This is a genomic window from Pandoraea pulmonicola (assembly GCF_000815105.2).
Taxonomy (GTDB): domain Bacteria; phylum Pseudomonadota; class Gammaproteobacteria; order Burkholderiales; family Burkholderiaceae; genus Pandoraea; species Pandoraea pulmonicola.
Genome location: NZ_CP010310.2, coordinates 945,805 through 965,779, shown reverse-complemented (window position 1 = coordinate 965,779; position 19,975 = coordinate 945,805). Strand labels below are relative to the sequence as shown.

General features: G+C 63.9%; 17 protein-coding genes and 1 other RNA gene. 3 read left to right on the top strand and 15 right to left on the bottom strand.

The window, feature by feature from the left end:
• Positions 1-5: 5 nt before the first annotated feature.
• Positions 6-434: a 50S ribosomal protein L13 gene (gene rplM / locus RO07_RS04275; RefSeq protein WP_010805091.1), complete on the bottom strand. Its 429-nt coding sequence runs from the start codon at positions 432-434 to the stop codon at positions 6-8.
• A gap of 637 nt (positions 435-1,071) precedes the next feature.
• Here rplM and RO07_RS04270 point away from each other — a divergent pair.
• Complete coding sequence (locus RO07_RS04270) at positions 1,072-1,494, top strand: OsmC family protein (RefSeq protein WP_039408312.1); 423 nt, start codon at positions 1,072-1,074, stop codon at positions 1,492-1,494.
• Between the two features lie 59 nt (positions 1,495-1,553).
• Here RO07_RS04270 and rnpB read toward each other — a convergent pair.
• From rnpB to pyrC, 3 genes are all read right to left on the bottom strand, one after another.
• Positions 1,554-1,964: RNase P RNA component class A (gene rnpB, locus RO07_RS04265), an RNA gene on the bottom strand.
• Between the two features lie 52 nt (positions 1,965-2,016).
• Positions 2,017-2,853: a DUF3025 domain-containing protein gene (locus RO07_RS04260; protein WP_084072433.1), complete on the bottom strand. Its 837-nt coding sequence runs from the start codon at positions 2,851-2,853 to the stop codon at positions 2,017-2,019.
• Between the two features lie 13 nt (positions 2,854-2,866).
• Positions 2,867-3,904, bottom strand: a complete 1,038-nt coding sequence (gene pyrC, locus RO07_RS04255) for a dihydroorotase (protein WP_039408309.1) — start codon at positions 3,902-3,904, stop codon at positions 2,867-2,869.
• A 194-nt stretch (positions 3,905-4,098) separates the two neighbouring features.
• On the opposite strand from pyrC, the gene RO07_RS04250 reads away from it, so the two are divergent.
• Positions 4,099-4,929: a class II glutamine amidotransferase gene (locus RO07_RS04250; protein WP_039408306.1), complete on the top strand. Its 831-nt coding sequence runs from the start codon at positions 4,099-4,101 to the stop codon at positions 4,927-4,929.
• A gap of 140 nt (positions 4,930-5,069) precedes the next feature.
• On the opposite strand, the gene RO07_RS04245 is transcribed toward RO07_RS04250, so the two are convergent.
• The 7 genes from RO07_RS04245 to RO07_RS04215 form a co-directional block, all read right to left on the bottom strand.
• Positions 5,070-5,795, bottom strand: a complete 726-nt coding sequence (locus tag RO07_RS04245; RefSeq protein WP_039408303.1) for an amino acid ABC transporter ATP-binding protein — start codon at positions 5,793-5,795, stop codon at positions 5,070-5,072.
• A complete protein-coding gene (gene gltK / locus RO07_RS04240; protein ID WP_039408300.1) occupies positions 5,792-6,472 on the bottom strand; it encodes a glutamate/aspartate ABC transporter permease GltK in 681 nt (226 codons plus the stop codon). The genes RO07_RS04245 and gltK overlap by 4 nt, the downstream gene beginning before the upstream one ends.
• The gene (locus RO07_RS04235) at positions 6,472-7,212 is read right to left on the bottom strand and encodes an amino acid ABC transporter permease (protein WP_039408297.1); all 741 of its coding nucleotides are present in this window, start codon (positions 7,210-7,212) and stop codon (positions 6,472-6,474) included. Before RO07_RS04235 ends, gltK begins: the two co-directional genes overlap by 1 nt.
• Before the next feature lie 110 nt (positions 7,213-7,322).
• Positions 7,323-8,231, bottom strand: a complete 909-nt coding sequence (locus RO07_RS04230; protein ID WP_039408295.1) for a glutamate/aspartate ABC transporter substrate-binding protein — start codon at positions 8,229-8,231, stop codon at positions 7,323-7,325.
• Positions 8,232-8,395: 164 nt separating this feature from the next.
• Positions 8,396-9,682 (bottom strand): Glu/Leu/Phe/Val family dehydrogenase, encoded by a 1,287-nt coding sequence (locus RO07_RS04225; RefSeq protein ID WP_039408293.1) that lies wholly within the window; start codon positions 9,680-9,682, stop codon positions 8,396-8,398.
• Positions 9,683-9,933: 251 nt separating this feature from the next.
• Positions 9,934-10,890, bottom strand: coding sequence for a LysR family transcriptional regulator (locus RO07_RS04220; RefSeq protein ID WP_039408290.1), 957 nt, complete (start codon positions 10,888-10,890; stop codon positions 9,934-9,936).
• Between the two features lie 91 nt (positions 10,891-10,981).
• Complete coding sequence (locus RO07_RS04215; RefSeq protein WP_039408287.1) at positions 10,982-12,895, bottom strand: ABCB family ABC transporter ATP-binding protein/permease; 1,914 nt, start codon at positions 12,893-12,895, stop codon at positions 10,982-10,984.
• A gap of 210 nt (positions 12,896-13,105) precedes the next feature.
• On the opposite strand from RO07_RS04215, the gene RO07_RS04210 reads away from it, so the two are divergent.
• Positions 13,106-13,525, top strand: a complete 420-nt coding sequence (locus tag RO07_RS04210) for an acyl-CoA thioesterase (protein WP_039408285.1) — start codon at positions 13,106-13,108, stop codon at positions 13,523-13,525.
• 10 nt (positions 13,526-13,535) lie between these two features.
• On the opposite strand, the gene RO07_RS04205 is transcribed toward RO07_RS04210, so the two are convergent.
• From RO07_RS04205 to RO07_RS04190, 4 genes are all read right to left on the bottom strand, one after another.
• Positions 13,536-14,303, bottom strand: coding sequence for an enoyl-CoA hydratase (locus RO07_RS04205; RefSeq protein ID WP_039408281.1), 768 nt, complete (start codon positions 14,301-14,303; stop codon positions 13,536-13,538).
• Positions 14,304-14,495: 192 nt separating this feature from the next.
• Positions 14,496-15,695: an acetyl-CoA C-acyltransferase gene (locus tag RO07_RS04200; protein WP_039408279.1), complete on the bottom strand. Its 1,200-nt coding sequence runs from the start codon at positions 15,693-15,695 to the stop codon at positions 14,496-14,498.
• 17 nt (positions 15,696-15,712) lie between these two features.
• On the bottom strand, positions 15,713-18,097 hold the full coding sequence (locus RO07_RS04195; RefSeq protein ID WP_052267521.1) for a 3-hydroxyacyl-CoA dehydrogenase/enoyl-CoA hydratase family protein: 2,385 nt from the start codon (positions 18,095-18,097) through the stop codon (positions 15,713-15,715).
• Between the two features lie 77 nt (positions 18,098-18,174).
• Positions 18,175-19,962, bottom strand: a complete 1,788-nt coding sequence (locus RO07_RS04190; protein ID WP_039408276.1) for an acyl-CoA dehydrogenase C-terminal domain-containing protein — start codon at positions 19,960-19,962, stop codon at positions 18,175-18,177.
• Positions 19,963-19,975: the final 13 nt, after the last annotated feature.

Below are 19,975 nucleotides of genomic sequence, written 5' to 3'. Positions count from 1 at the left end.
GGCCCTTAGATCTCGAGCGACTTCGGTTGCTGCGCTTCGTGCGGATGGTTGCCGTCGGCGTAAACCTTCAGCTTCTTGATCATCGCGTAGCCCAGCGGACCCTTCGGCAGCATGCCCTTCACGGCCTTCTCGAGCGCACGGCCCGGGAAACGCTCTTGCATCTTGCCAAACGTGGTTTCGTAGATACCGCCCGGATAACCGGTGTGGCGGTAGTACTTCTTGTCAGTTTGCTTCGCGCCCGTGACTTTCAGCTTGGCAGCGTTGACGATGATGATGTAGTCACCAGTATCAACGTGCGGCGTGAATTCAGGCTTGTGCTTGCCGCGCAGACGGCGTGCCACTTCGCTGGCGACACGGCCGAGGACTTTGTCCGTCGCGTCAATCACAAACCATTCGCGCGTCACCTCTGCCGGCTTAGCGGAAAACGTCTTCATGATCGATCCAAAAAAATACTGTTTGCCCCATAGACACCAACTTCCTGCTTGTCTGCCGGCCGCGTCCTGGCGACGCTTCGGTCGCATGGCGCAGTCCTGTGCTTGCAGGCTCTCCCTGATGCTCTTTCCGTGGGCATTCCCGGAAAAGCCGTTGATTATACAGAAAAAAGCCATCGACCGGTAAACGCGTTTCCGGTCGCACAAAAAAAACCCGAACCTCGAGGGTCCGGGTTAAATCCACCAAAGGAGGAGGGTGGAGGAGACACTTGCAGCGTTGCTGTGAAGCACAACAACCAATGAGTGCAGTGTAGCAAACCCCATGCTGCGTTGCAAGAAAATTTATAGTACGAAATTCAATTCCACAATATGGAATTTCAAATACAGAAGAAATTTCTATAAATCCCTTAATATTCATGCACCTACGAGACAAACACGGCTGAAAACCTCCATATCGCTAGAGCGATCGGCCTGAATTTAGGGTTTATCCTCGTCAAAACCCGATCAAAAAAGCGTCAATATTGCAATGCAGCAACCCGCGCCGAAAACACCGGCGCTCGAGGTTGCGGGACGGCATCGTACGCACGATTGCGGAAGCCGCTACAATTTTTGCTTGAATGGGAAATCGGGGTTTCGAGATATGGAATGCAAGGTTAGCTGGATGGGCCAGGACGGCATGGCCTTCATCGCGCAGACGGGTAGCGGTCACATCGTCGCGATGGACGGAGCGCCGGAGGGCGGCGGCCACAATCAGGCGCCGCGTCCGATGGAAATGCTGCTGGTCGGTACCGGCGGCTGCACCGCGTACGACGTGGTGCTGATTCTCAAGAAGAGTCGTGCCGAGGTGAAGGGCTGCAGCGTCACGCTCAAGGCGGAGCGTGCCAGCGAAGATCCGAAAGTCTTCACCAAGATCCACTTCCATTTCACCGTCACGGGCCGCAATCTGAACCCGGCCACGGTGGAGCGTGCGGTGACGCTGTCGCACGAAAAGTACTGTTCGGCGTCGATCATGCTCGCCAAGACGGCGGAGCTCACGCACAGCGTGGAAATCGTCGAAGGCTGATCGGCGGTACGCCGCAAGTGCACAAAAGGCTCCCGAGGGAGCCTCTTGCTTTTGTTGGGATGCAGAGCCGGCCGATAAGCCGGATTCTGTGAACGCGGCTTGCGCCGCGCCTGACAACCATTCCTCTAGACGACGCATCACTGCGCCGCTCAAGCTTCCTACCCGCAGGCTCCCGGGGGCCCCGTTGCCGACACGCACACGAGGTGCATGCCGCTCACCTGCCTATTTGGAATTGCTCCGGGTGGAGGTTACCGTGCCGTGTGCGTTGCCGCACGCCGCGGTGCGCTCTTACCGCACCGTTTCACCCTTACCTGATCCGCCTGGCTTTCGCCAGGGGCCATCGGCGGTCTGCTCTCTGTTGCCCTGTTCCGCGTCTCACGACGGATGGCCGTTAGCCATCACCCTGCCCTGTGGAGTCCGGACTTTCCTCCCCCTTCCCGAAGGAAGGCGGCGGTTGTCTGGCCGACTCTGCGGGCCGAAGTGTATCACGCGGGCCTCGCATTCGCGTCAGCCCTGCCGAGACTACGACTTCTGGCGCCGGCCGGCGCGAAACACCGACGTATCGAGATAGAAGTCCGGATCGGCGTTGGCGGCCCACCATCCGGGGACGCCCAACACCGGCAGCGGCGCGAAGTCGCGCGGGGTGAGCGGCTCGCCGGCAAGCGTCGGGACCATCCGGTCGTCGAGCCAGAGACGGCGCCGCGGCGAAGGCCAGCGAAAGTACTCCTCGGGCACCTCGACGATCCATGCATGCGCCGTGATCGACTTGTAGGGCGCGACGAGCTTTTCCAGCAAGGCATGCCCGAACGGCTGGACCTCGCAGGCAAGTCCCCAGTCGGCGCGGCGTTCGACGAACAGCGTGCGCCAGTCGAAGGCGCGCAGCGCCAACCCCAGCGCGGGGTCGCTGCAGGCGAAGACGACGGCGTTCTCGTCGAAAAGCGTGGCGGCGTCGCGCGTCGCCCCGCGGGTGGCTTGCACGCCCTGCGCGGCGATGGCCGCCGCCTGCCGCGCATTGAGCGCCGCCTTCCCGCCCGGGTACGTCAGCCAGATGAGTGCGTTGAAGAAATCATGCAGGTTGCGGCGCGTCGGCACGCCGCCCGTCGCCGCAATGAATGCCTCGTAGGCTATGCCGGCCGGCAGCGCCTCCTGCGCGACGAAGCACAGCGGCCGTCCCTGCCCGCTCGCCAGCCCCGCCCTCGCCGCACACGCCGACAACGCCTCGCGCCAGTCGGGCGTCGAAAGCGCGCCCTGACCCAGTGCCGCCACCGCCTCGAACCACGGCGCGGCCCAGTCGATCTCCGGCAGCCCCGTCACGGCAACGGCACGCCCGTCCGGCGCTTTACCGGCACGCAGCCACATATGACGATGAAGCTCAGCCCTTGAGCTTCCAGCCGATGACTTCGCCGCCGCGCAGCGGCACGACGGTCGCGTCGCCCATCGGCAGTTCGGCCGGCAGTTCCCAGTTCTCGCGCACCAGCGTGATCTTGTCGGCGTTGCGCGGCAGCGCGTAGAAGTCCGGGCCGTGGAAGCTCGCGAAACCCTCCAGCTTGTCGAGGGCTCCCGCCTTGTCGAAGGCTTCCGCGTACAGCTCCACCGCGTGCAACGCCGTGTAGCAGCCGGCGCAACCGCAGGCGGCTTCCTTCACGCCACGGGCGTGCGGCGCACTGTCGGTACCCAGGAAGAAGCGGTTGCTGCCCGAGGTGGCCGCCTTGACCAGCGCCTCGCGATGCGTCTCGCGCTTGAGCACCGGCAGGCAGTAGTAATGCGGACGAATGCCGCCCGTGAAGATCGCGTTGCGGTTGTACAGCAGGTGATGCGCGGTGATGGTCGCGGCGATCGGGCCTTCGGCCTGGGCAACGTACTCGGCGGCGTCCTTCGTGGTGATGTGCTCGAAGACCACCTTCAGGCCCGGATAATCGCGGCGCAGTGGCGTCATGACACGGTCGATGAAGACCTTTTCGCGATCGAAGATATCGATGTCCGAGCTCGTCACCTCGCCGTGCACCAGCAGCGGCATGCCGATGTCCTGCATCGCTTCGAGCGCGCCGCTGCACTTCGCCAGATCCGTCACGCCCGCATCGGAGTTCGTCGTGGCGCCGGCCGGGTAGAGCTTCACGCCGTGCACGAAGCCCGACGCCTTGGCGCGGCGAATCTCGTCGCCCGGCGTGTTGTCGGTCAGGTAGAGCGTCATCAACGGCTCGAACGTGTTGCCGGCCGGGCGTGCGGCGAGAATGCGCTCGCGATAGGCGGCGGCCTGCTCGGTCGTGGTGACCGGCGGCTTGAGGTTCGGCATGATGATCGCACGGCCGAACTGGCGGGCGCTGTCGGGCAGCACGCTCCTGAGCACGTCGCCATCGCGTACGTGCAGGTGCCAGTCATCGGGACGGGTGATGGTCAGTTCGGTCGTCATGGGTGTTTTCCGGGGCTTGGGGGACGGCTGACCCACGAGACCGGGGCGGCGCGAGGTGACGCGTCGGCGCGACGGACTTCTTGGGTGGGAATGTACGTGCACAAGGGCCGGTGCTATGCTTGTGCAACCCCATATTGTAACGGTTGCGGCGCTCCGACACGACGTTCGCAGCCAATCATCGATTTACCCGTCCCATGTGCCAGCTGCTCGGAATGAATTGCGCGGAACCGACCGACATCACGTTCTCATTTACCGGTTTTGCGGCGCGCGGGGGCGGCACGGATCACCATGCCGACGGATGGGGCATCGCGTTCTTCGAGGACAAGGCCTGCCGGCTGTTCATCGACCATCAGGCGGCGGCGAACTCGCCCATTGCCGAGCTGGTGAAGAAGTACCCGATCAAATCCAAGAACGTGATCGCGCATATCCGCAAGGCGACGCAAGGCATCGTCGAACTGGAGAACTGCCACCCGTTCCAGCGCGAACTGTGGGGTCGCCACTGGATCTTCGCCCACAACGGCGATCTTCACGACTACGATCCCTTCCTCTCGGGCGTCTACCAGCCAGTCGGCACGACCGACAGCGAGCGCGCGTTCTGCGACATCATGCAGGGACTGCGCAAGCGCTTCCCCGGCTCGCAGCCGCCGCTCGACGAACTGTTTCACGCGGTTGAAGACATCACGCGCACGATCACGCGCCACGGCGTGTTCAACTTCGTGCTCTCGAACGGACAGGCGCTCATCGCCCACTGCTCCACGCGGCTGCACTTCATCGCTCGCCAATGGCCGTTCGCGAAGGCCCACCTGATCGACGCCGACTGGGAAATCGACTTCGCCAAGTTCACGACGCCGGCCGATCGCGTGGCCGTCATCGCCACGGTGCCGCTCACCGACAACGAAACCTGGACGACCTTCGAGCCGGGCGAACTGATCCTGTTCGAAAAGGGCGCGCCGTCGTTGCGCGCCATCGTGCCGATTCCGGAAGCCGTGCGCCTTCGCAACGCGCAGAACACGGCCTGCCAGTAAGCCGCCGTCCAACGCGATCGGCCGGACCGCACAGCGGGCGGTGCGTGGCGTGTCGCCCAAGCCCATAAAAAAAGCGTGCCCGAGGGCACGCTTTTTTCATTCCAACGCAATGTCGGACGACAGCGGTCCGACTGCGGCGATCAGTGCAGGATCTTGGCGAGGAAGTCCTTGGCGCGATCCGACTTCGGGTTCGCGAAGAACTCTTCCTTGTTGTCGTCTTCGACGATCAGGCCCTGGTCCATGAAGATCACGCGGTTCGCGACCTTCTTGGCGAAGCCCATTTCGTGCGTGACCACCATCATGGTCATGCCTTCCTGGGCCAGTTCGACCATCACGTCGAGCACTTCATTGATCATTTCCGGATCGAGCGCCGAGGTCGGCTCGTCGAACAGCATGGCGATCGGGTCCATGCACAGGGCACGGGCGATGGCCACACGCTGCTGCTGACCGCCCGAGAGCTGCCCCGGGAACTTGTGCGCATGCGCCTTGAGACCCACGCGCTCGAGCAGCTTGAGGCCCTTCTCGGTGGCTTCGTCCTTGCGGCGGCCGAGCACCTTGACCTGCGCGAGCGTCAGGTTTTCGGTGATCGACAGATGCGGGAACAGTTCGAAGTGCTGGAACACCATGCCCACGCGCGAGCGGAGCTTGGCCAGGTTCGTCTTCGGATCGGCGACCGACGTACCGTCGACGATGATCTCGCCTTGCTGGATCGGCTCCAGACCGTTGACGGTCTTGATGAGCGTGGACTTGCCCGAACCCGACGGGCCGCACACCACCACGACTTCACCCTTCTTGACTTCAGTGGAGCAGTCCGTGAGCACCTGGAACTGGCCGTACCACTTGGAGACGTTTTTAAGGGTAATCATTTCGCCAACCTCTTTTGAAGACGTTTAACCAACATCGAAACCGTGAAGCAGATCACGAAGTAGACCGCTCCGGCAAACACAATCATTGCAGGCAGAGAGCCGTCGCGCTGGCCGACCTGATACGCCATGCCGAAGAAGTCGGCCAAGGCGATCGCGTACACGAGCGACGTATCCTGGAACAGAATGATGCCCTGCGTGAGCAACAACGGCACCATGTTGCGGAACGCCTGCGGCAGCACCACGAGGCCCATCGCCTGCCAGTACGACATGCCCAGCGCGAAGGCGGCGGACATCTGGCCACGCGACACGCTCTGAATGCCCGCACGGATGATTTCCGAATAATACGCTGCTTCGAACAGCGAGAAGGCCACGAGCGCCGAGACCATCCGGATGTCCCACGTCGGCGGCACGTCGAGCAACGAGCGCAGCACCTGCGGCACGATCAGGAAGAACCACAGCAGCACCATCAGCAGCGGGATCGAGCGGAACACGTTCACGTACAGATCCGCGAACCACTTCAGAGCCGTCACCCCCGACAGACGCATCATTGCGAGCAGCGTGCCCCAGATGATGCCGACAATCACGGCGAGCACCGTGATCTGCAGCGTGGTGACCATGCCCTTGACGAGCAGCGGCATCGCATCGATCGCGCCGCCCCAAGCGAAAATCTCACCCATTATTTGCCCCCGATGTAGCCCGGCAGGCGGGTCTTCGACTCGAGCCAACGCATGGACATGAGCACGACGATGTTGATGACCATATACGCGATCGTCACTGCGATGAACGATTCGTAGCTATGGGCCGTGTAGTCGATGAGCTGCTTGCCCTGACCGGTCAGTTCGAGCAGGTTCACCGTCGAGATCACGGCCGAGTTCTTGAAGATGTTGACGAATTCCGAGGTGATCGGCGGGATCACCACGCGAAATGCCACCGGCAGCAGCACGAAACGATACGTCTGCGGCAACGTGAGCCCCATGGCCAGACCGGCGTTCTTCTGGCCCCTGGGCAGCGAATTGATACCGGAACGGACCTGCTCACACACCCGGGCTGCCGTGAAGAGCCCCAGGCCGACCACACCGGTGAGCAGCGAGACGTTTGCGGGATTGAGCGAAAACAGCCACTGGCGCACGCTTTCGGGCAGAAAGTCGGGGGCCACGTAGTACCAGAAGAACAACTGCACCAGCAGCGGGATGTTCCGGAACAGCTCGACGTAGGCCGTCGCGAAGCCGGAGATCCATTTGTTGGGGACGGTGCGCATCACGCCGAGCACGGAGCCGACGACGAGCGCGATGATCCAGCCGCCGAGGCCGACCTCAAGCGTGAGCTTGAAGCCCGAGAGCAGCCACCCGAAGTAGGTGGTGTCCTCGCCGGTGGCCACCGGCTGGAAGAAAAAACTGAAATCGAGACCGAGAGCCATGATCTCCCCTTTTCTACTTTTCTTGCTTAAAAAGAAGCGGAAGGATTGACTCCTTCCGCTTCAGCATTACGTACCGATGATATTCAGCGATCCATCAAGCCGTTTGCGGCTTACTTCGCGCCCTGAACGTCGGCATTGTCGTTCGGCGACTTCCACAGGGCAGCCATTTCGGCCGACGGCGGGAAGTCCATGTTCGTGCCGCCCAGCGCCGGGATCGGCGACTGGAACCACTTCTTGTAGTCGGCCTGCGCCTTGCCCGACTTCTGGTAGTCCGCGACAGCCTTGTCGACCAGCTTCTTGAACGCCGGATCGTCCTTGCGCATCATGCAGCCGTAGGCTTCGTACGATTGCGGCTTGCCAACGATGCTGTAGTCCTTGGCATCCTTGAACTTGGCGCGCTCGCCGGCGAGCAGGGCGTCATCCATCATGAACGCCACGGCGCGGCCCGAGTGCAGCGTGATGGCTGCCTCGCCGTGATCCTTGGCGCTGATGATGTTCATGCCCATGTTGTCCTTCTGGTTCATCTCGCGCAGCAGACGCTCCGAGGTCGTACCCGCCGTGGTCACGACGTTCTTGCCCTTGAGGTCGGCGAAGTCCTTCACGCCCGAGCTGTTCTTCGCCAGCAGACGCGTGCCGATGATGAAGAACGTATTCGAGAACGCGGCCTGCTTCTGACGCTCGGCGTTGTTCGTGGTCGAACCGCACTCGATGTCGATCGTGCCGTTCTGAACCAGCGGAATACGGTTTTGCGACGTGATCGGGGTCTGCTTCACGTCCAGCTTCGACAGCTTCAGCTCTTTCTTGACCTCTTCGACGATGGCCTGCGCGACGTCGTTGGCATAGCCGACAACATTGTGCTGGTTATCGTAGAAAGAGAACGGGATCGACGATTCGCGGTTGCCCAGCGAAATCACGCCATTGTCCTTGATTTTTTTGAGGGTACCGCTTTCCTGCGCTTGCGCGGCGCCTGCCATCAGGCCCACACAACACATCGCCAATGCAATTTTCGAGAGGGTCATTCCTTGGTCTCCTTGGCACAAAACGAATGCATTCTAGCACTGCAATTGCCTATTTTTTTATTCTCGAATGTTCGGAACGTACGCCTTCTTTGACGTAAATCGCCCCGAACATTCGTTTTTTGCGCATTAATGCGTATTACTACTTAGTACAGCGCGCCACCTAATCAGGGATACAGGCCCCGCATTTCACGGGCTTGCAGAATTCGGCTGCACGCCACGATGAATGCCGCGGTACGCAGCGAGACCTTGTGCTCCTGCGCCACGTGCCACACGCCGTCGAACGCTTCGCGCATGATGCGCTCCAGGCGGTGATTGATCTCTTCCTCGGTCCAGAAGAAGCTCGAGAAATCCTGCACCCATTCGAAGTACGACACGGTCACGCCGCCGGCGTTGGCGACCACGTCCGGCACCACGAGGATGTTCTTGCTGCGCAGGATGTCGTCGGCGGCCGTCGTCGTCGGGCCGTTCGCCCCCTCGACCACGACCTTCGCACGGATCTTGTCGGCGTTCTTCTCGGTGATCTGGTTTTCCAGCGCCGCCGGGATCAGGAATTCGCAGTCGAGCGACCAGAACTCTTCGTCCTTGATGGCTTCGGCGGCCGCGAAACCGCCCACGCCGCCCGTTTCGGCCACGTGCTTGAGCAGGTTCGGCACGTCCAGGCCGTCCGACTTGTAGATCGTGCCGGTGTGATCCTGCACGCCGATGACATGGGCGCCCGCCTCATGGAACAGGCGCGCCGCGATCCCGCCCACGTTGCCGAAGCCTTGCACGATCACGCGGGCGCCGCGCACATCCATGCCCAGGCGGCGGGCCGCTTCGCAGCTCACCACGAACACGCCGCGGCCCGTGGCCTCGCGACGGCCCAGCGAGCCGCCCAGCGAGATGGGCTTGCCGGTCACGACGCCGGTGGCGGTGGAACCCTCGTTCATCGAGTAAGTGTCCATCATCCACGCCATGATCTGCTCATTGGTGTTGACGTCCGGCGCCGGGATGTCCTTGGTCGGTCCGATGATGATGTTGATTTCGCTGGTGTAGCGGCGCGTGAGGCGCTCGAGCTCGCCGCGCGAGAGCTTGCGCGGGTCGACGCGGATACCGCCCTTGGCGCCACCGTAGGGCACGTTCACCGCCGCATTCTTGACCGACATCCAGGCCGACAGGGCCATGACTTCGGACAGGGTGACGTCCTGGTGGAAGCGCACACCGCCCTTGCCGGGGCCGCGCGAGGTGTTGTGCTGAACGCGGTAGCCCTCGAAGTGGGCGATGGTGCCGTTGTCGAGTTCGATCGGGCAGTCGACGATCAGGATGCGCTTCGGGCGCTTGAGGGTTTCGACCCAGCGCGAGAGCGAGCCCAGGTAGGGCGTGACGCGATCGACCTGTTGGAGGTAGTTGCCCCACGGGCCGAGGTCGTCGGCCTGGAGGTAGGAAGGCAAGGCGTGTGACGTTTGAGACATCTCTGGATTCTCCGGCTTCAATCAGTGTCCGCGCGCAGGCACGACACGAATGGCTCGCACTTTACAAATAACCGTCGAAAACAATCCAATGCCGAAAAAACATGCAACTATGCAATTCCTGCATAGTTTCTTCATTTCACCGGTTCGTCATACGAATGGCGGCGAACATCCCGTGAACGCTGGCTCTCGGCCGGTCACCGGGTGGGAATTCACTGAAGAATCCCTACTGCCCACCCGGCTTTTTCCCAACTTCACCCCTTGATCTGGTCTCGCACGGCCTGCCAGAACGCCTCGACCACATCGCGCTTGGCGCGCTCGCGCCGGTTGCTCGCCTCGGTGTAGGCCAACCGGTCACGGTACAGCCGGATTTCCATGTCCAGATGCCACGGCCCCCCGACTTTGCCGGGGGGCGCCAGATCCACCAGTTCGCCGCGCGCGATCGAGTCGACCACGGCGCTCTGCGGCAGGAAGGCCACGCCGTGGCCGGCGAGCACCATTGCCTTGAGCGCTTCGGCCATGTCCGTCTCGTAGACCTTGTCCAGATGCGGTGGACTCGCCGTGTCGCCGACCAGCAGATCGGCCATGCGTCCAAGGTAGGCGTTCGACGTGTAGGCCAGATACGGCACCGGGGCCTCGGCCGTGCCCGGCAGCCTGAAGCGGGCCCGCTTCTGCGGCGTGGGCGCGCTGTACGGGCTGAAGCGCTCGCTGCCGAGCACCACCATCTCGTACCGGGCGGCATCGAGCTGCAGTGGCTGGCTCGGATGGTAATAGCACATCAGCAGGTCGCAGCCGCCGTCGGTGAGCGACATGGCCGCATCGTGCACGTTCAACGCCCGCAAGCGGCTGCGCAGCAAGCCCAGACGCTTTTCCAGCGTCTTGAGCCAGCGCGGGAAGAAGGTCATCGACAGCGTGTGCGGCACGGCGAAATCCAGCACCGAGTGATCCGCGGAGCGTTGCTCGCGCAATAGCGCGCGCGCCTCCTGTGCCTGCGAGAGCAGCGCGAGCGCCTGTTCGTAGAAGACGTCCCCCGCCGGCGTGAGGCGGGTGGGATAGCTGGACCGGTCGATCAGCTCGCTGCCCAGCCACGCCTCGAGCGCCTGGATGCGGCGCGAGAACGCCGGCTGCGTCACGTGACGCAACTCGGCCGAACGGCTGAAACTGTTCGTCTTGGCGAGCGACACGAAGTCCTCGAGCCACTTGATTTCCATGCGGTGCTCCCGCGTCGGCGATGTCAGCGCGCTAGTCTACTCAATCGCCGGCCGGGATGACAAACCGGACAAATCGATCCCGGCCGACGATTCAGGACACGACCGTGGCGAAGTGCGACGCCTCGGCGTCTCCCTCGCCCCCGCGACGCTGTTGCTGCAGCGCCCACATCTGCGCGTACAGGCCCTCGGCACGCAGCAGTTCGTCGTGCGTGCCGCGCTCCACGATGCGTCCCTTGTCGAGCACGAGAATCTGCGCCGCGTGCACGACTGTCGAGAGCCTGTGCGCGATGACCAGCGTCGTGCGCTCGCACGCGATGTTGCGCAGTTCCGACTGGATCGCCTGCTCGGAGCGCGAATCGAGCGCCGACGTCGCCTCGTCGAAAATCAGGATATGCGGATTCTTGAGGATGGTCCGCGCGATCGCCACGCGTTGCTTCTCGCCGCCGGAGAGCTTCAGGCCGCGCTCGCCGACCATCGACTCGTAGCCGGCGGGCAGGCTCTCGATGAAGTCGTGGATGTGCGCGGCGCGCGCGGCGGCGATCACCTCGTCGCGCGACGCGGACGGATTGCCGTACGCGATGTTGTAGTAGATCGTGTCGTTGAACAACACCGTGTCCTGCGGCACGATGCCGATGGCCGCGCGCAGCGAGTCCTGCGTCACCTCGCGAATGTCCTGTCCATCGATGGTGATGCATCCGGCCGGCACGCCCGGAAAACCCACGTCGTAGAAGCGGAACAGCAGGCGCGAGAGCGTCGATTTGCCCGAACCGCTGTGGCCCACGACGGCCGTCGTCGTACCTGCCGCAACGGCGAAATCCACGTCGTGCAGAATCTGGCGCGTCGGCTCGTAGCCGAAGTTCACGTGCTCGAAGCGCACGGTGCCGCCGGTGCACACGAGCGGCTGCGCGCCGGGCGGATCGGCCACCTCGCGATTGACGTCGAGCAGCGTGAACATGCGGTCCATGTCGGTCATCGCCTGCTTGAGCTCGCGATAGATCACGCCGAGGAAGTTCAGCGGAATGTAGAGCTGGAGCATGAACGTGTTGACGAGCACCAGATCGCCGAGCGTCATGCGCCCGCTCATCACGCCTTGCGTGGCGTGCCAGAGAATCAGGATGAGGCCCGTGGCGATGATCGCCTGCTGACCGAAGTTCAGCACCGAGAGCGAGTTCTGCGAACGGATGGCGGCTGCGCGGTAGCGCTTCAGGTTCTCGTCGTAGCGCTGCGTCTCGAACGCCTCGTTGCCAAAGTACTTCACCGTCTCGTAGTTGATGAGCGAATCGATGGCGCGTGCGTTGGCCTTCGAATCGAGCTCGTTCATCGTGCGCCGGAAATGCGTGCGCCACTCCGTGACCTTGACCGTGAACGTGATGTAGAGCACGAGCGCGCCGAGCGTGACGAGCGCGTAGAACGCGTCGTAGCGCACCACGAAGAAGCCGAGCACGAGCGCCACTTCGATCAACGTGGGCAGGATGCTGTAGAGCGAGTACGAGATCATCGACTGGATGCCTCGCGTGCCGCGCTCGATGTCGCGGCTCATGCCGCCGGTCTGCCGCTCCAGATGAAAGCGCAGCGACAGCGCATGGAGATGGCGGAACACCTTGAGCGCGATCTGCCGCACGGCGCTTTCCGTCACCTTCGAGAACAGGATTTCGCGCAGCTCGGTGAAGAGCGACGTGGACAGCCGCACGAGCCCGTAGGCGATCACCAGCAGGCCCAGTCCGCCCACGACGATCAGGCTCGGATCGGCCGTCGCCCGTGCGGTCGCCGAGAGCGTCGCCACCGGGCCGAGCGCGTCGACGATGTGCTTCATGAGAATCGGCACGCCGAGGTTGGCGACCTTGGCGAGGACCAGGCACGACAGCGCGAGCGTGACGCGTCCGCGGAATTCCAGCAGATAGGGCAGCAGCGATTTGATGACCTGCCAGTCGCCGCGTGCCGGCTTGGCGTTGTTCGGGGAACCGGAGGCCGCCGGCGCAGGTTCGGCCGGAGTGAAACGTCTCATGATGAAGTGGGGCGGCGTCCGGCTCGCGCGAGGGCTTTCCGCTAAAATCGTCGATGGCGTATTTTCGCAGAACCCGGCGTCTCATGCTGAGCCGTCGCCGGGTGGACTCCCGCCCGCGGGGCTGCGCAACGGGATCAAAGGCCCACGCCGGCCCGGGCGTCGCATGCGGCGCCCGTTTCCAGGCTTTCCCCGGCTCACGCAAGGAATCTCATGAGCACCCCGACCCCTGCCCTCGCGGCCCTGCCCGAAGAAAAACAACTGGCGTTGCGCGTGATGCCGATGCCCGCCGACGCCAACGCCCACGGCGACGTCTTCGGCGGCTGGATCATGTCGCAGGTCGACATCGCCGGCTCGATCCCGGCCGCCCAACGCGCCAACGGCCGCGTGGCGACCATCGCCGTCAATTCTTTCCTGTTCAAGGAGCCGGTCTTCGTCGGCGATCTGCTGAGCTTTTACGCCACGATCGTGAAGACCGGCAACACGTCGATCACCGTCTACGTCGAGGCGTACGCGCAGCGCATGCGTCTGTCGCACGACATCGTCAAAGTGACCGAGGCGATGGTCACCTACGTGGCCACCGACGAAGACCGCCGCCCGCGTCCGCTGCCCAACCTCGCCGACGCCGGCTGATCAGCGAAGCTTACGAAAACTGTTCGAAGTCCGGCTTGCGCTTCTCGAAGAACGCGGTGAATGCCTCGCGCGCTTCCGGCGAAACCAGACACTTGCCAAACTCCACGGCCTCCTCGCCGATGCGCGCCTGCACGTCGCGCGCGCCGTCGGCCTTCATCAGTTGCTTGGTCACGCGCAGCGACCCGGCAGGCATGGCGGCCAGTTGTGTCGCTCGTTTGGCCGCATAGTCCGCGAGCTCCGCTGCCGGGACAATACGATTGACGAAGCCCATCGCCACCGCCTCGTTCACGTCGAACGGCTCACCGAACAGGAGCTTTTCGGCGGCGCGCTGATAGCCCGCCACGCGCGGCAGCAGCCAGCTCGACGCCGCCTCGGGACACAGCGCCAGTTGCGAGAACGGCAGCGAGAACCGGGCCGTCTCGGCGGCGTACACGACATCGCAGTGCAGCAGCAGCGTCGTGCCTACACCCACGGCGTTGCCCGCCACCGCGGCCACGATCGGCTTGGTCGCCTGGCTGATCGCGCGCAGGAACCGGAACACGGGGGCATCCTCGTCCCTGGGCGGATGCTTGAGGAAGTCTTCGAGGTCGTTGCCCGCCGAGAAGGCTTCCGGCTGCCCCTGGATCAGGATCACACGCAGCGAGGCATCGGCTTCCGCCTCGGTAATGCCGTCGGCCAGCGCCTGGTACATCTCGGCGGTGATCGCGTTCTTCTTGTGCGCGCGGTTGAAGGTCAACACCTGCACGGCGCCCTGGCGCTGCACCAATACGTCTTCCATCTCGTTTGTCTCCTTGGGACGAAGGCCCCACCATCGGACGATGCGCCCGCGGTATGAAAAACGCCGGGGGGCGGCAGCGCATTCGCGTCACCGCACCCCGGCGCCCCGAGTCGTCAGTGCCGGGCTTGGCCAGCCCCATCGCGCCATGCGTCGTTCAACGCATCGCCGAGCGCCGGCCGACGCCTCGCCGACTTACATGCGCTCCAGAATCCCCGCGGCGCCCATGCCGGTGCCCACGCACATCGTCACCATGCCGTACTTCAGGTTGTGGCGACGCAGCGCGTGGACCACGGTGGCTGCGCGAATCGCGCCGGTGGCGCCGAGCGGGTGGCCCAGCGCAATGGCGCCGCCCATCGGGTTGACCTTGCTGGTATCCAGATCCAGATCCTTGATGACGGCCAGCGCCTGCGCGGCAAACGCTTCGTTGAGCTCGATCCAGTCCATCTGGTCCTGCGTCAGCCCCGCCGCGCGCAGCGCTGCCGGGATGGCTTCCTTCGGACCGATACCCATGATCTGGGGCGGCACGCCACGCACGGCGAACGACACGAAACGCGCGAGCGGCGTGAGGTTGAATTGCTTGAGGATCTTCTCGCTCACGACGATCAGCGCACCGGCGCCGTCCGACGTTTGCGAGCTGTTGCCGGCCGTGACAGAACCCTTGTTGGCAAACACCGGGCGCAGCTTGGCCAGGCCTTCGAGCGACGTGTCGGGACGCGGGCCCTCGTCGAGCGAGAGCGTGCGCGTCTTGACCGACACTTCGCCCGTCGCGAGATTCGGGAAACGCTCGACGATCTCAATCGGCGTGATTTCGTTCGCGAACTCGCCGGCCTGCTGCGCCTTGATGGCCTTCTGGTGCGAGGCCAGCGCGAAGGCGTCCTGCGCTTCGCGCGACACACCCCACTGCTGCGCCACCTTCTCGGCGGTCAGCCCCATGCCGTAGGCGATGCCCACGTTCTCGTCGCGCTCGAAGATCGACGGCGAGAGCGACGGCGTGTTGCCCATCATCGGCACCATGCTCATGCTCTCGATGCCGCCGGCGATCATCGCATCGGCTTCGCCCACGCGGATGCGATCGGCAGCCATTGCCAGCGCCGTGAGGCCCGAGGCACAGAAGCGGTTGACGGTCACGCCGCCGACCGTGTTCGGCAGGCCGGAGAGCAGCGCGCCGATGCGCGCCACGTTCAGGCCCTGCTGGGCTTCGGGAATGGCGCAGCCGACGATCGCGTCTTCGATGACCTTCGGATCGAGATCCGGCACCTGGGCGAGCGCGCTCTTCAGAATAGTCGCGAGCAGGTCGTCCGGACGCGTGTTCTTGTAGCTGCCCTTCGGTGCCTTGCCGATCGGCGCGCGCGTGGCGGCAACGATGTAGGCGTCTTGCAGTTGTTTGCTCATGTCAGTCTCCGATCGGCTTAGTTGCGCACCGGCTTGCCGGTTTGCAGCATGCCCATGATGCGTTCCTGGGTCTTCGACGTGCCCAGCAGGTCGATGAAGGCGCGACGCTCGAGCGCCAGCAGCCACTCTTCGTTCACGAGGCTGCCTGCTTCGACGTCGCCGCCGCACACGGCTTCGGCGATGCGCGAGGCGATCAGGAAGTCGTGCGCCGAGATGAAGTTGCCGTCGCGCATGTTCACGAGCTGCGCCTTGATCGTCGAGACGCCCGAGCGACCCGCCACCGGAATGCCGGCCGGCTTGAGCGGCGGACGATATCCGGCCACCGCCAAGGCACGCGCTTCGTTGCGAGCCACCGACAGCAGTTCGTGCACGTTGTAGACGATCGTGTCCGACGGCTTGAGATAGCCCATCTCGCGGGCGTCGAGCGCCGAGGCCGAGACCTTCGCCATGGCGGCGTTGGTGAACGACTTCGTCACGAACTGGAGGTACTGCACGCTGTCGGCGGCTTTCGCCGCCTCGGCCGCGCGAATGGCCGCTTCCTTCAGACCGCCGCCGCCCGGCACGAGGCCCACGCCCACTTCCACGAGACCGATGTAGCTCTCGAGCGCCGCCACGCGCCTGGCACTATGGAGCAGCAGTTCGCAGCCACCGCCCAGCGCAATGCCGGACACGGCCGAGACGACCGGCACCTGCGCATACTTCACGCGCATCATGCCGTCCTGGAATTTCTTGATGAAGGGCTCGATGCCCTTGGCGCCACCCATCATGAACGCCGGCATGGCGGCGGCCAGATCGGCGCCCGCCGAGAACGGACCGCCCGGCGCGCCGAGTTGCAGCGACGTCGGCTGCCATATGACCACGGCACGATAGTGCTGCTCGGCCAGATCGATGGCGCGCGTCAGGCCGTCGATGACGTCCGGCCCGATGGTGTTCATCTTCGACTTGAACGAGACGATGAGCACGTCGTCCTGGCCCGGGGTCTCGTCGACCCACACGCGCACGGCGTCGTTCTCTTCGATGGTCTTGCCGAACTTGCGCGGGTCGTTGCCCGCTTCGCCCACGAGCGAGGCCGGGAACACCTGGCGCTGATACACGGGCAGCGTGCTGCGCGGCACGAAGGCGTCCTTCGCCGGCGCGTAGGCGCCCTGCGCGGTGTGCACGCCACCGGCTTCGGCCACCTTGCCGCTCGTGACCCACTTGGGCAGCGGCGCGTTAGACAGGGCCTTGCCCGCATCGATGTCTTCCTGCACCCACTGCGCGATGTCCTTCCAGCCGGCAGCCTGCCAGTCCTCGAACGGTCCGGTGCTCCAGCCGAAGCCCCAGCGAATCGCGAAGTCGACGTCGCGTGCATTCTCGGCAATCTGCTCGAGATACACGCCGATGTAGTGGAACACGTCGCGGAACACGGCCCACAGGAACTGCGCCTGCGGATGGGTCGATTCGCGCAGCAGACGCAGACGCTCGGCCGGCGCCTTCTTCAGAATGCGCACGACCATCTCGTCGGCCTTCTTGCCCGACTCGACGTACTCGCCCGACTGCGGGTCGAGCACCTTGATGACCTTGCCTTCCTTCCTGTAGAAGCCCGCGCCCGTCTTCTGACCCAGGGCGCCCTTCTCCACCAGCGCCTTGAGCACGGGCGGCGTGGCGTACGTCGGCGCGAACGGATCGTCCTTCAGGCCGTCCTGCATCGTCTTGATGACGTGCGCCATCGTATCCAGGCCGACCACGTCGGCCGTGCGGAACGTGGCCGACTTGGCGCGGCCGAGCTTGCTGCCCGTCAGATCGTCGACGACGTCGAACGGAATGCCGTACTTCTGCGCCTCGGCGAACACCGCCAGAATCGAAAAGACGCCGACACGGTTCGCGATGAAGTTCGGCGTGTCCTTCGCGCGCACCACGCCCTTGCCGAGCGTGGATGTGAGGAACGTTTCGAGTTGATCGAGGATGGCCGGCTCGGTCGTCGCGGTCGGGATCAGCTCGACCAGATGCATGTAGCGCGGCGGGTTGAAGAAGTGCACGCCGCAGAAGCGCGCCTTCAGATCGGCGTCGAAGCCCTCCGAGAGTTCGGTGATCGACAGGCCCGACGTGTTCGACGCGAAGATCGCATGCTTGGCCAGATGCGGCGCCACCTTCTTGTACAGGTCGTGCTTCCAGTCCATGCGTTCGGCAATCGCCTCGATCACCACGTCGCACTCGCCCAGCCGGGCCAGGTCGTCTTCGTAGTTGGCCGCTTCGATGTACTGCGCGTCGGCCTTGTCGGCGAACGGCGCGGGGCTCAGCTTCTTCAGACCGTCGATGGCACGCGTGACGATACCGTTCTTCGGGCCTTCCTTGGCCGGCAGATCGAACAGCACGACGGGCACTTTCGCGTTGACGAGGTGCGCCGCGATCTGCGCGCCCATCACGCCGGCGCCGAGCACGGCGACCTTGCGTACAACCAGGGGTTTGTTGGTTTGGCTCACGATGATCTCCTCCGCTCTCAGAACAGGTCGACGTCGACTTCCATCAGCGTCTTCGCGCCGGCACGGGCCATGCGGATTTGCGACGCGGTCTCCGGCAGCAGCTTCGCGAAGTAGAAGCGCGCCGTGGCGAGCTTCGACTCGTAGAACTTGTCGCCGCTGCCTTGCTTGTCGAGTGCGATGCGCGCCATGCGCGCCCAGAAGTACGCGAACACGAGGTGGCCGACCACGCGCTGATACGGCACGGAGGCCGCGCCCACTTCGTCCGGGTTGGCCATGGCCTTCATGCCGATTTCCATCGTCAGCTTCTGGACCTTGTCGCCAATGTCCGCGAGCGGGTTGACGAACTCCTGCATCTCTTCCTTCACGCCTTCGGCTTCGACGAAGTCCTGCACGAGCTTGCCGAACTTCTTGAGCTTCGCGCCCATGTCGCCGAGCACCTTGCGGCCGAGGAGGTCGAGCGCCTGAACCGAGTTGGTGCCTTCGTAAATCATGTTGATGCGCGCATCGCGCACGTACTGCTCCATGCCCCACTCGGAGATGAAGCCGTGGCCGCCGTAGATCTGCAGCGCGTGGTTCGTGCACTCGAAGGCGTTGTCCGTCAGGAACGCCTTGATGATCGGCGTGAGCAGCGCGACGAGATCGGCGGCTTCCTTGCGCTCGGCCTCGTCGCCGTGCGAAAGCTCCTTGTCGATGTGCAGCGCGGTCCAGTACGAGAAGGCGCGGCCGCCTTCCACATAGGCCTTTTGCGTGAGCAGCATGCGGCGCACGTCCGGATGCACGATGATCGGATCGGCCGGCTTGTCCGGGGCCTTCGGACCGGTGAGCGAGCGCATCTGAATGCGCTCCTTCGCGTACGCCAGCGAGTTCTGATAGGCCACTTCGGTCAGGCCGAGACCTTGCATGCCCACGCCCTGACGTGCGGCGTTCATCATCACGAACATGGCGTTCAGGCCCTTGTTCGGCTCGCCCACGAGCCAGCCCTTCGCACCGTCGAGGTTCATCACGCAGGTGGCGTTGCCGTGAATGCCCATCTTGTGCTCGATCGAGCCGCACTTGATGCCGTTGCGCTCGCCCGGTGCGCCGTTCGCATCCGGGATGAACTTCGGCACGACGAACAGCGAGATGCCCTTCGTTCCCGGAGGCGCATCCGGCAGACGCGCCAGCACGAGGTGGATGATGTTGGCGGCCATGTCGTGCTCGCCCGCCGAGATGAAGATCTTCGTGCCCGAGATGGCGTACGAGCCGTCGCCATTGGGTTCGGCCTTCGTGCGCAGCATGCCCAGGTCGGTGCCGCAATGCGGCTCGGTCAGGCACATGGTGCCGGTCCATTCGCCCGACACGATCTTCGGCAGATAGGTCGCCTGTTGCTCGGGCGTGCCGTGGGCATGCAGACACTCGTAGGCGCCGTGCGAGAGGCCCGGGTACATCGTCCAGGCCTGGTTGGCCGAGTTGAGCATTTCATACAGGGCGTTGTTCACGACCTGCGGCAGCCCCTGGCCCCCGAATTCCGGATCGCAGGCGAGTGCCGGCCAGCCGGCTTCGACGTATTGCTGGTAGGCCGCCTTGAAACCCGTGGGCGTACTCACCACGCCGTCGCCTTCGTACTTGCAGCCTTCGCGATCGCCCACCTGGTTGAGGGGGAAGACGACTTCGCTACAGAATTTGCCGGCTTCTTCGAGCACCTGATTGATGGTGTCGGCATCGATGTCCGCGTGTTTCGGCAATGCCTTCAATTCGTTTTCCACGCCCAGCAGTTCGTGCAGAACGAATTGCATGTCGCGCAGCGGCGCGTTGTACTGTCCCATGACCTACTCCTCC

What these genes read in the sequence shown, in the direction of transcription:
- RO07_RS04205 (WP_039408281.1), bottom strand. Translation starts at nt 14,303, where the DNA reads ATGGAAGACGTATTGGTGCAGCGCCAGGGCGCCGTGCAGGTGTTGACC.
- RO07_RS04230 (WP_039408295.1), bottom strand. Translation starts at nt 8,231, where the DNA reads ATGACCCTCTCGAAAATTGCATTGGCGATGTGTTGTGTGGGCCTGATG.
- RO07_RS04195 (WP_052267521.1), bottom strand. Translation starts at nt 18,097, where the DNA reads ATGGGCGCGCAGATCGCGGCGCACCTCGTCAACGCGAAAGTGCCCGTC.
- RO07_RS04225 (WP_039408293.1), bottom strand. Translation starts at nt 9,682, where the DNA reads ATGTCTCAAACGTCACACGCCTTGCCTTCCTACCTCCAGGCCGACGAC.
- RO07_RS04200 (WP_039408279.1), bottom strand. Translation starts at nt 15,695, where the DNA reads ATGAGCAAACAACTGCAAGACGCCTACATCGTTGCCGCCACGCGCGCG.
- RO07_RS04270 (WP_039408312.1), top strand. Translation starts at nt 1,072, where the DNA reads ATGGAATGCAAGGTTAGCTGGATGGGCCAGGACGGCATGGCCTTCATC.
- rplM (WP_010805091.1), bottom strand. Translation starts at nt 434, where the DNA reads ATGAAGACGTTTTCCGCTAAGCCGGCAGAGGTGACGCGCGAATGGTTT.
- RO07_RS04220 (WP_039408290.1), bottom strand. Translation starts at nt 10,890, where the DNA reads ATGGAAATCAAGTGGCTCGAGGACTTCGTGTCGCTCGCCAAGACGAAC.
- RO07_RS04215 (WP_039408287.1), bottom strand. Translation starts at nt 12,895, where the DNA reads ATGAGACGTTTCACTCCGGCCGAACCTGCGCCGGCGGCCTCCGGTTCC.
- gltK (WP_039408300.1), bottom strand. Translation starts at nt 6,472, where the DNA reads ATGGGTGAGATTTTCGCTTGGGGCGGCGCGATCGATGCGATGCCGCTG.
- RO07_RS04260 (WP_084072433.1), bottom strand. Translation starts at nt 2,853, where the DNA reads ATGTGGCTGCGTGCCGGTAAAGCGCCGGACGGGCGTGCCGTTGCCGTG.
- RO07_RS04210 (WP_039408285.1), top strand. Translation starts at nt 13,106, where the DNA reads ATGAGCACCCCGACCCCTGCCCTCGCGGCCCTGCCCGAAGAAAAACAA.
- RO07_RS04250 (WP_039408306.1), top strand. Translation starts at nt 4,099, where the DNA reads ATGTGCCAGCTGCTCGGAATGAATTGCGCGGAACCGACCGACATCACG.
- RO07_RS04245 (WP_039408303.1), bottom strand. Translation starts at nt 5,795, where the DNA reads ATGATTACCCTTAAAAACGTCTCCAAGTGGTACGGCCAGTTCCAGGTG.
- pyrC (WP_039408309.1), bottom strand. Translation starts at nt 3,904, where the DNA reads ATGACGACCGAACTGACCATCACCCGTCCCGATGACTGGCACCTGCAC.
- RO07_RS04190 (WP_039408276.1), bottom strand. Translation starts at nt 19,962, where the DNA reads ATGGGACAGTACAACGCGCCGCTGCGCGACATGCAATTCGTTCTGCAC.
- RO07_RS04235 (WP_039408297.1), bottom strand. Translation starts at nt 7,212, where the DNA reads ATGGCTCTCGGTCTCGATTTCAGTTTTTTCTTCCAGCCGGTGGCCACC.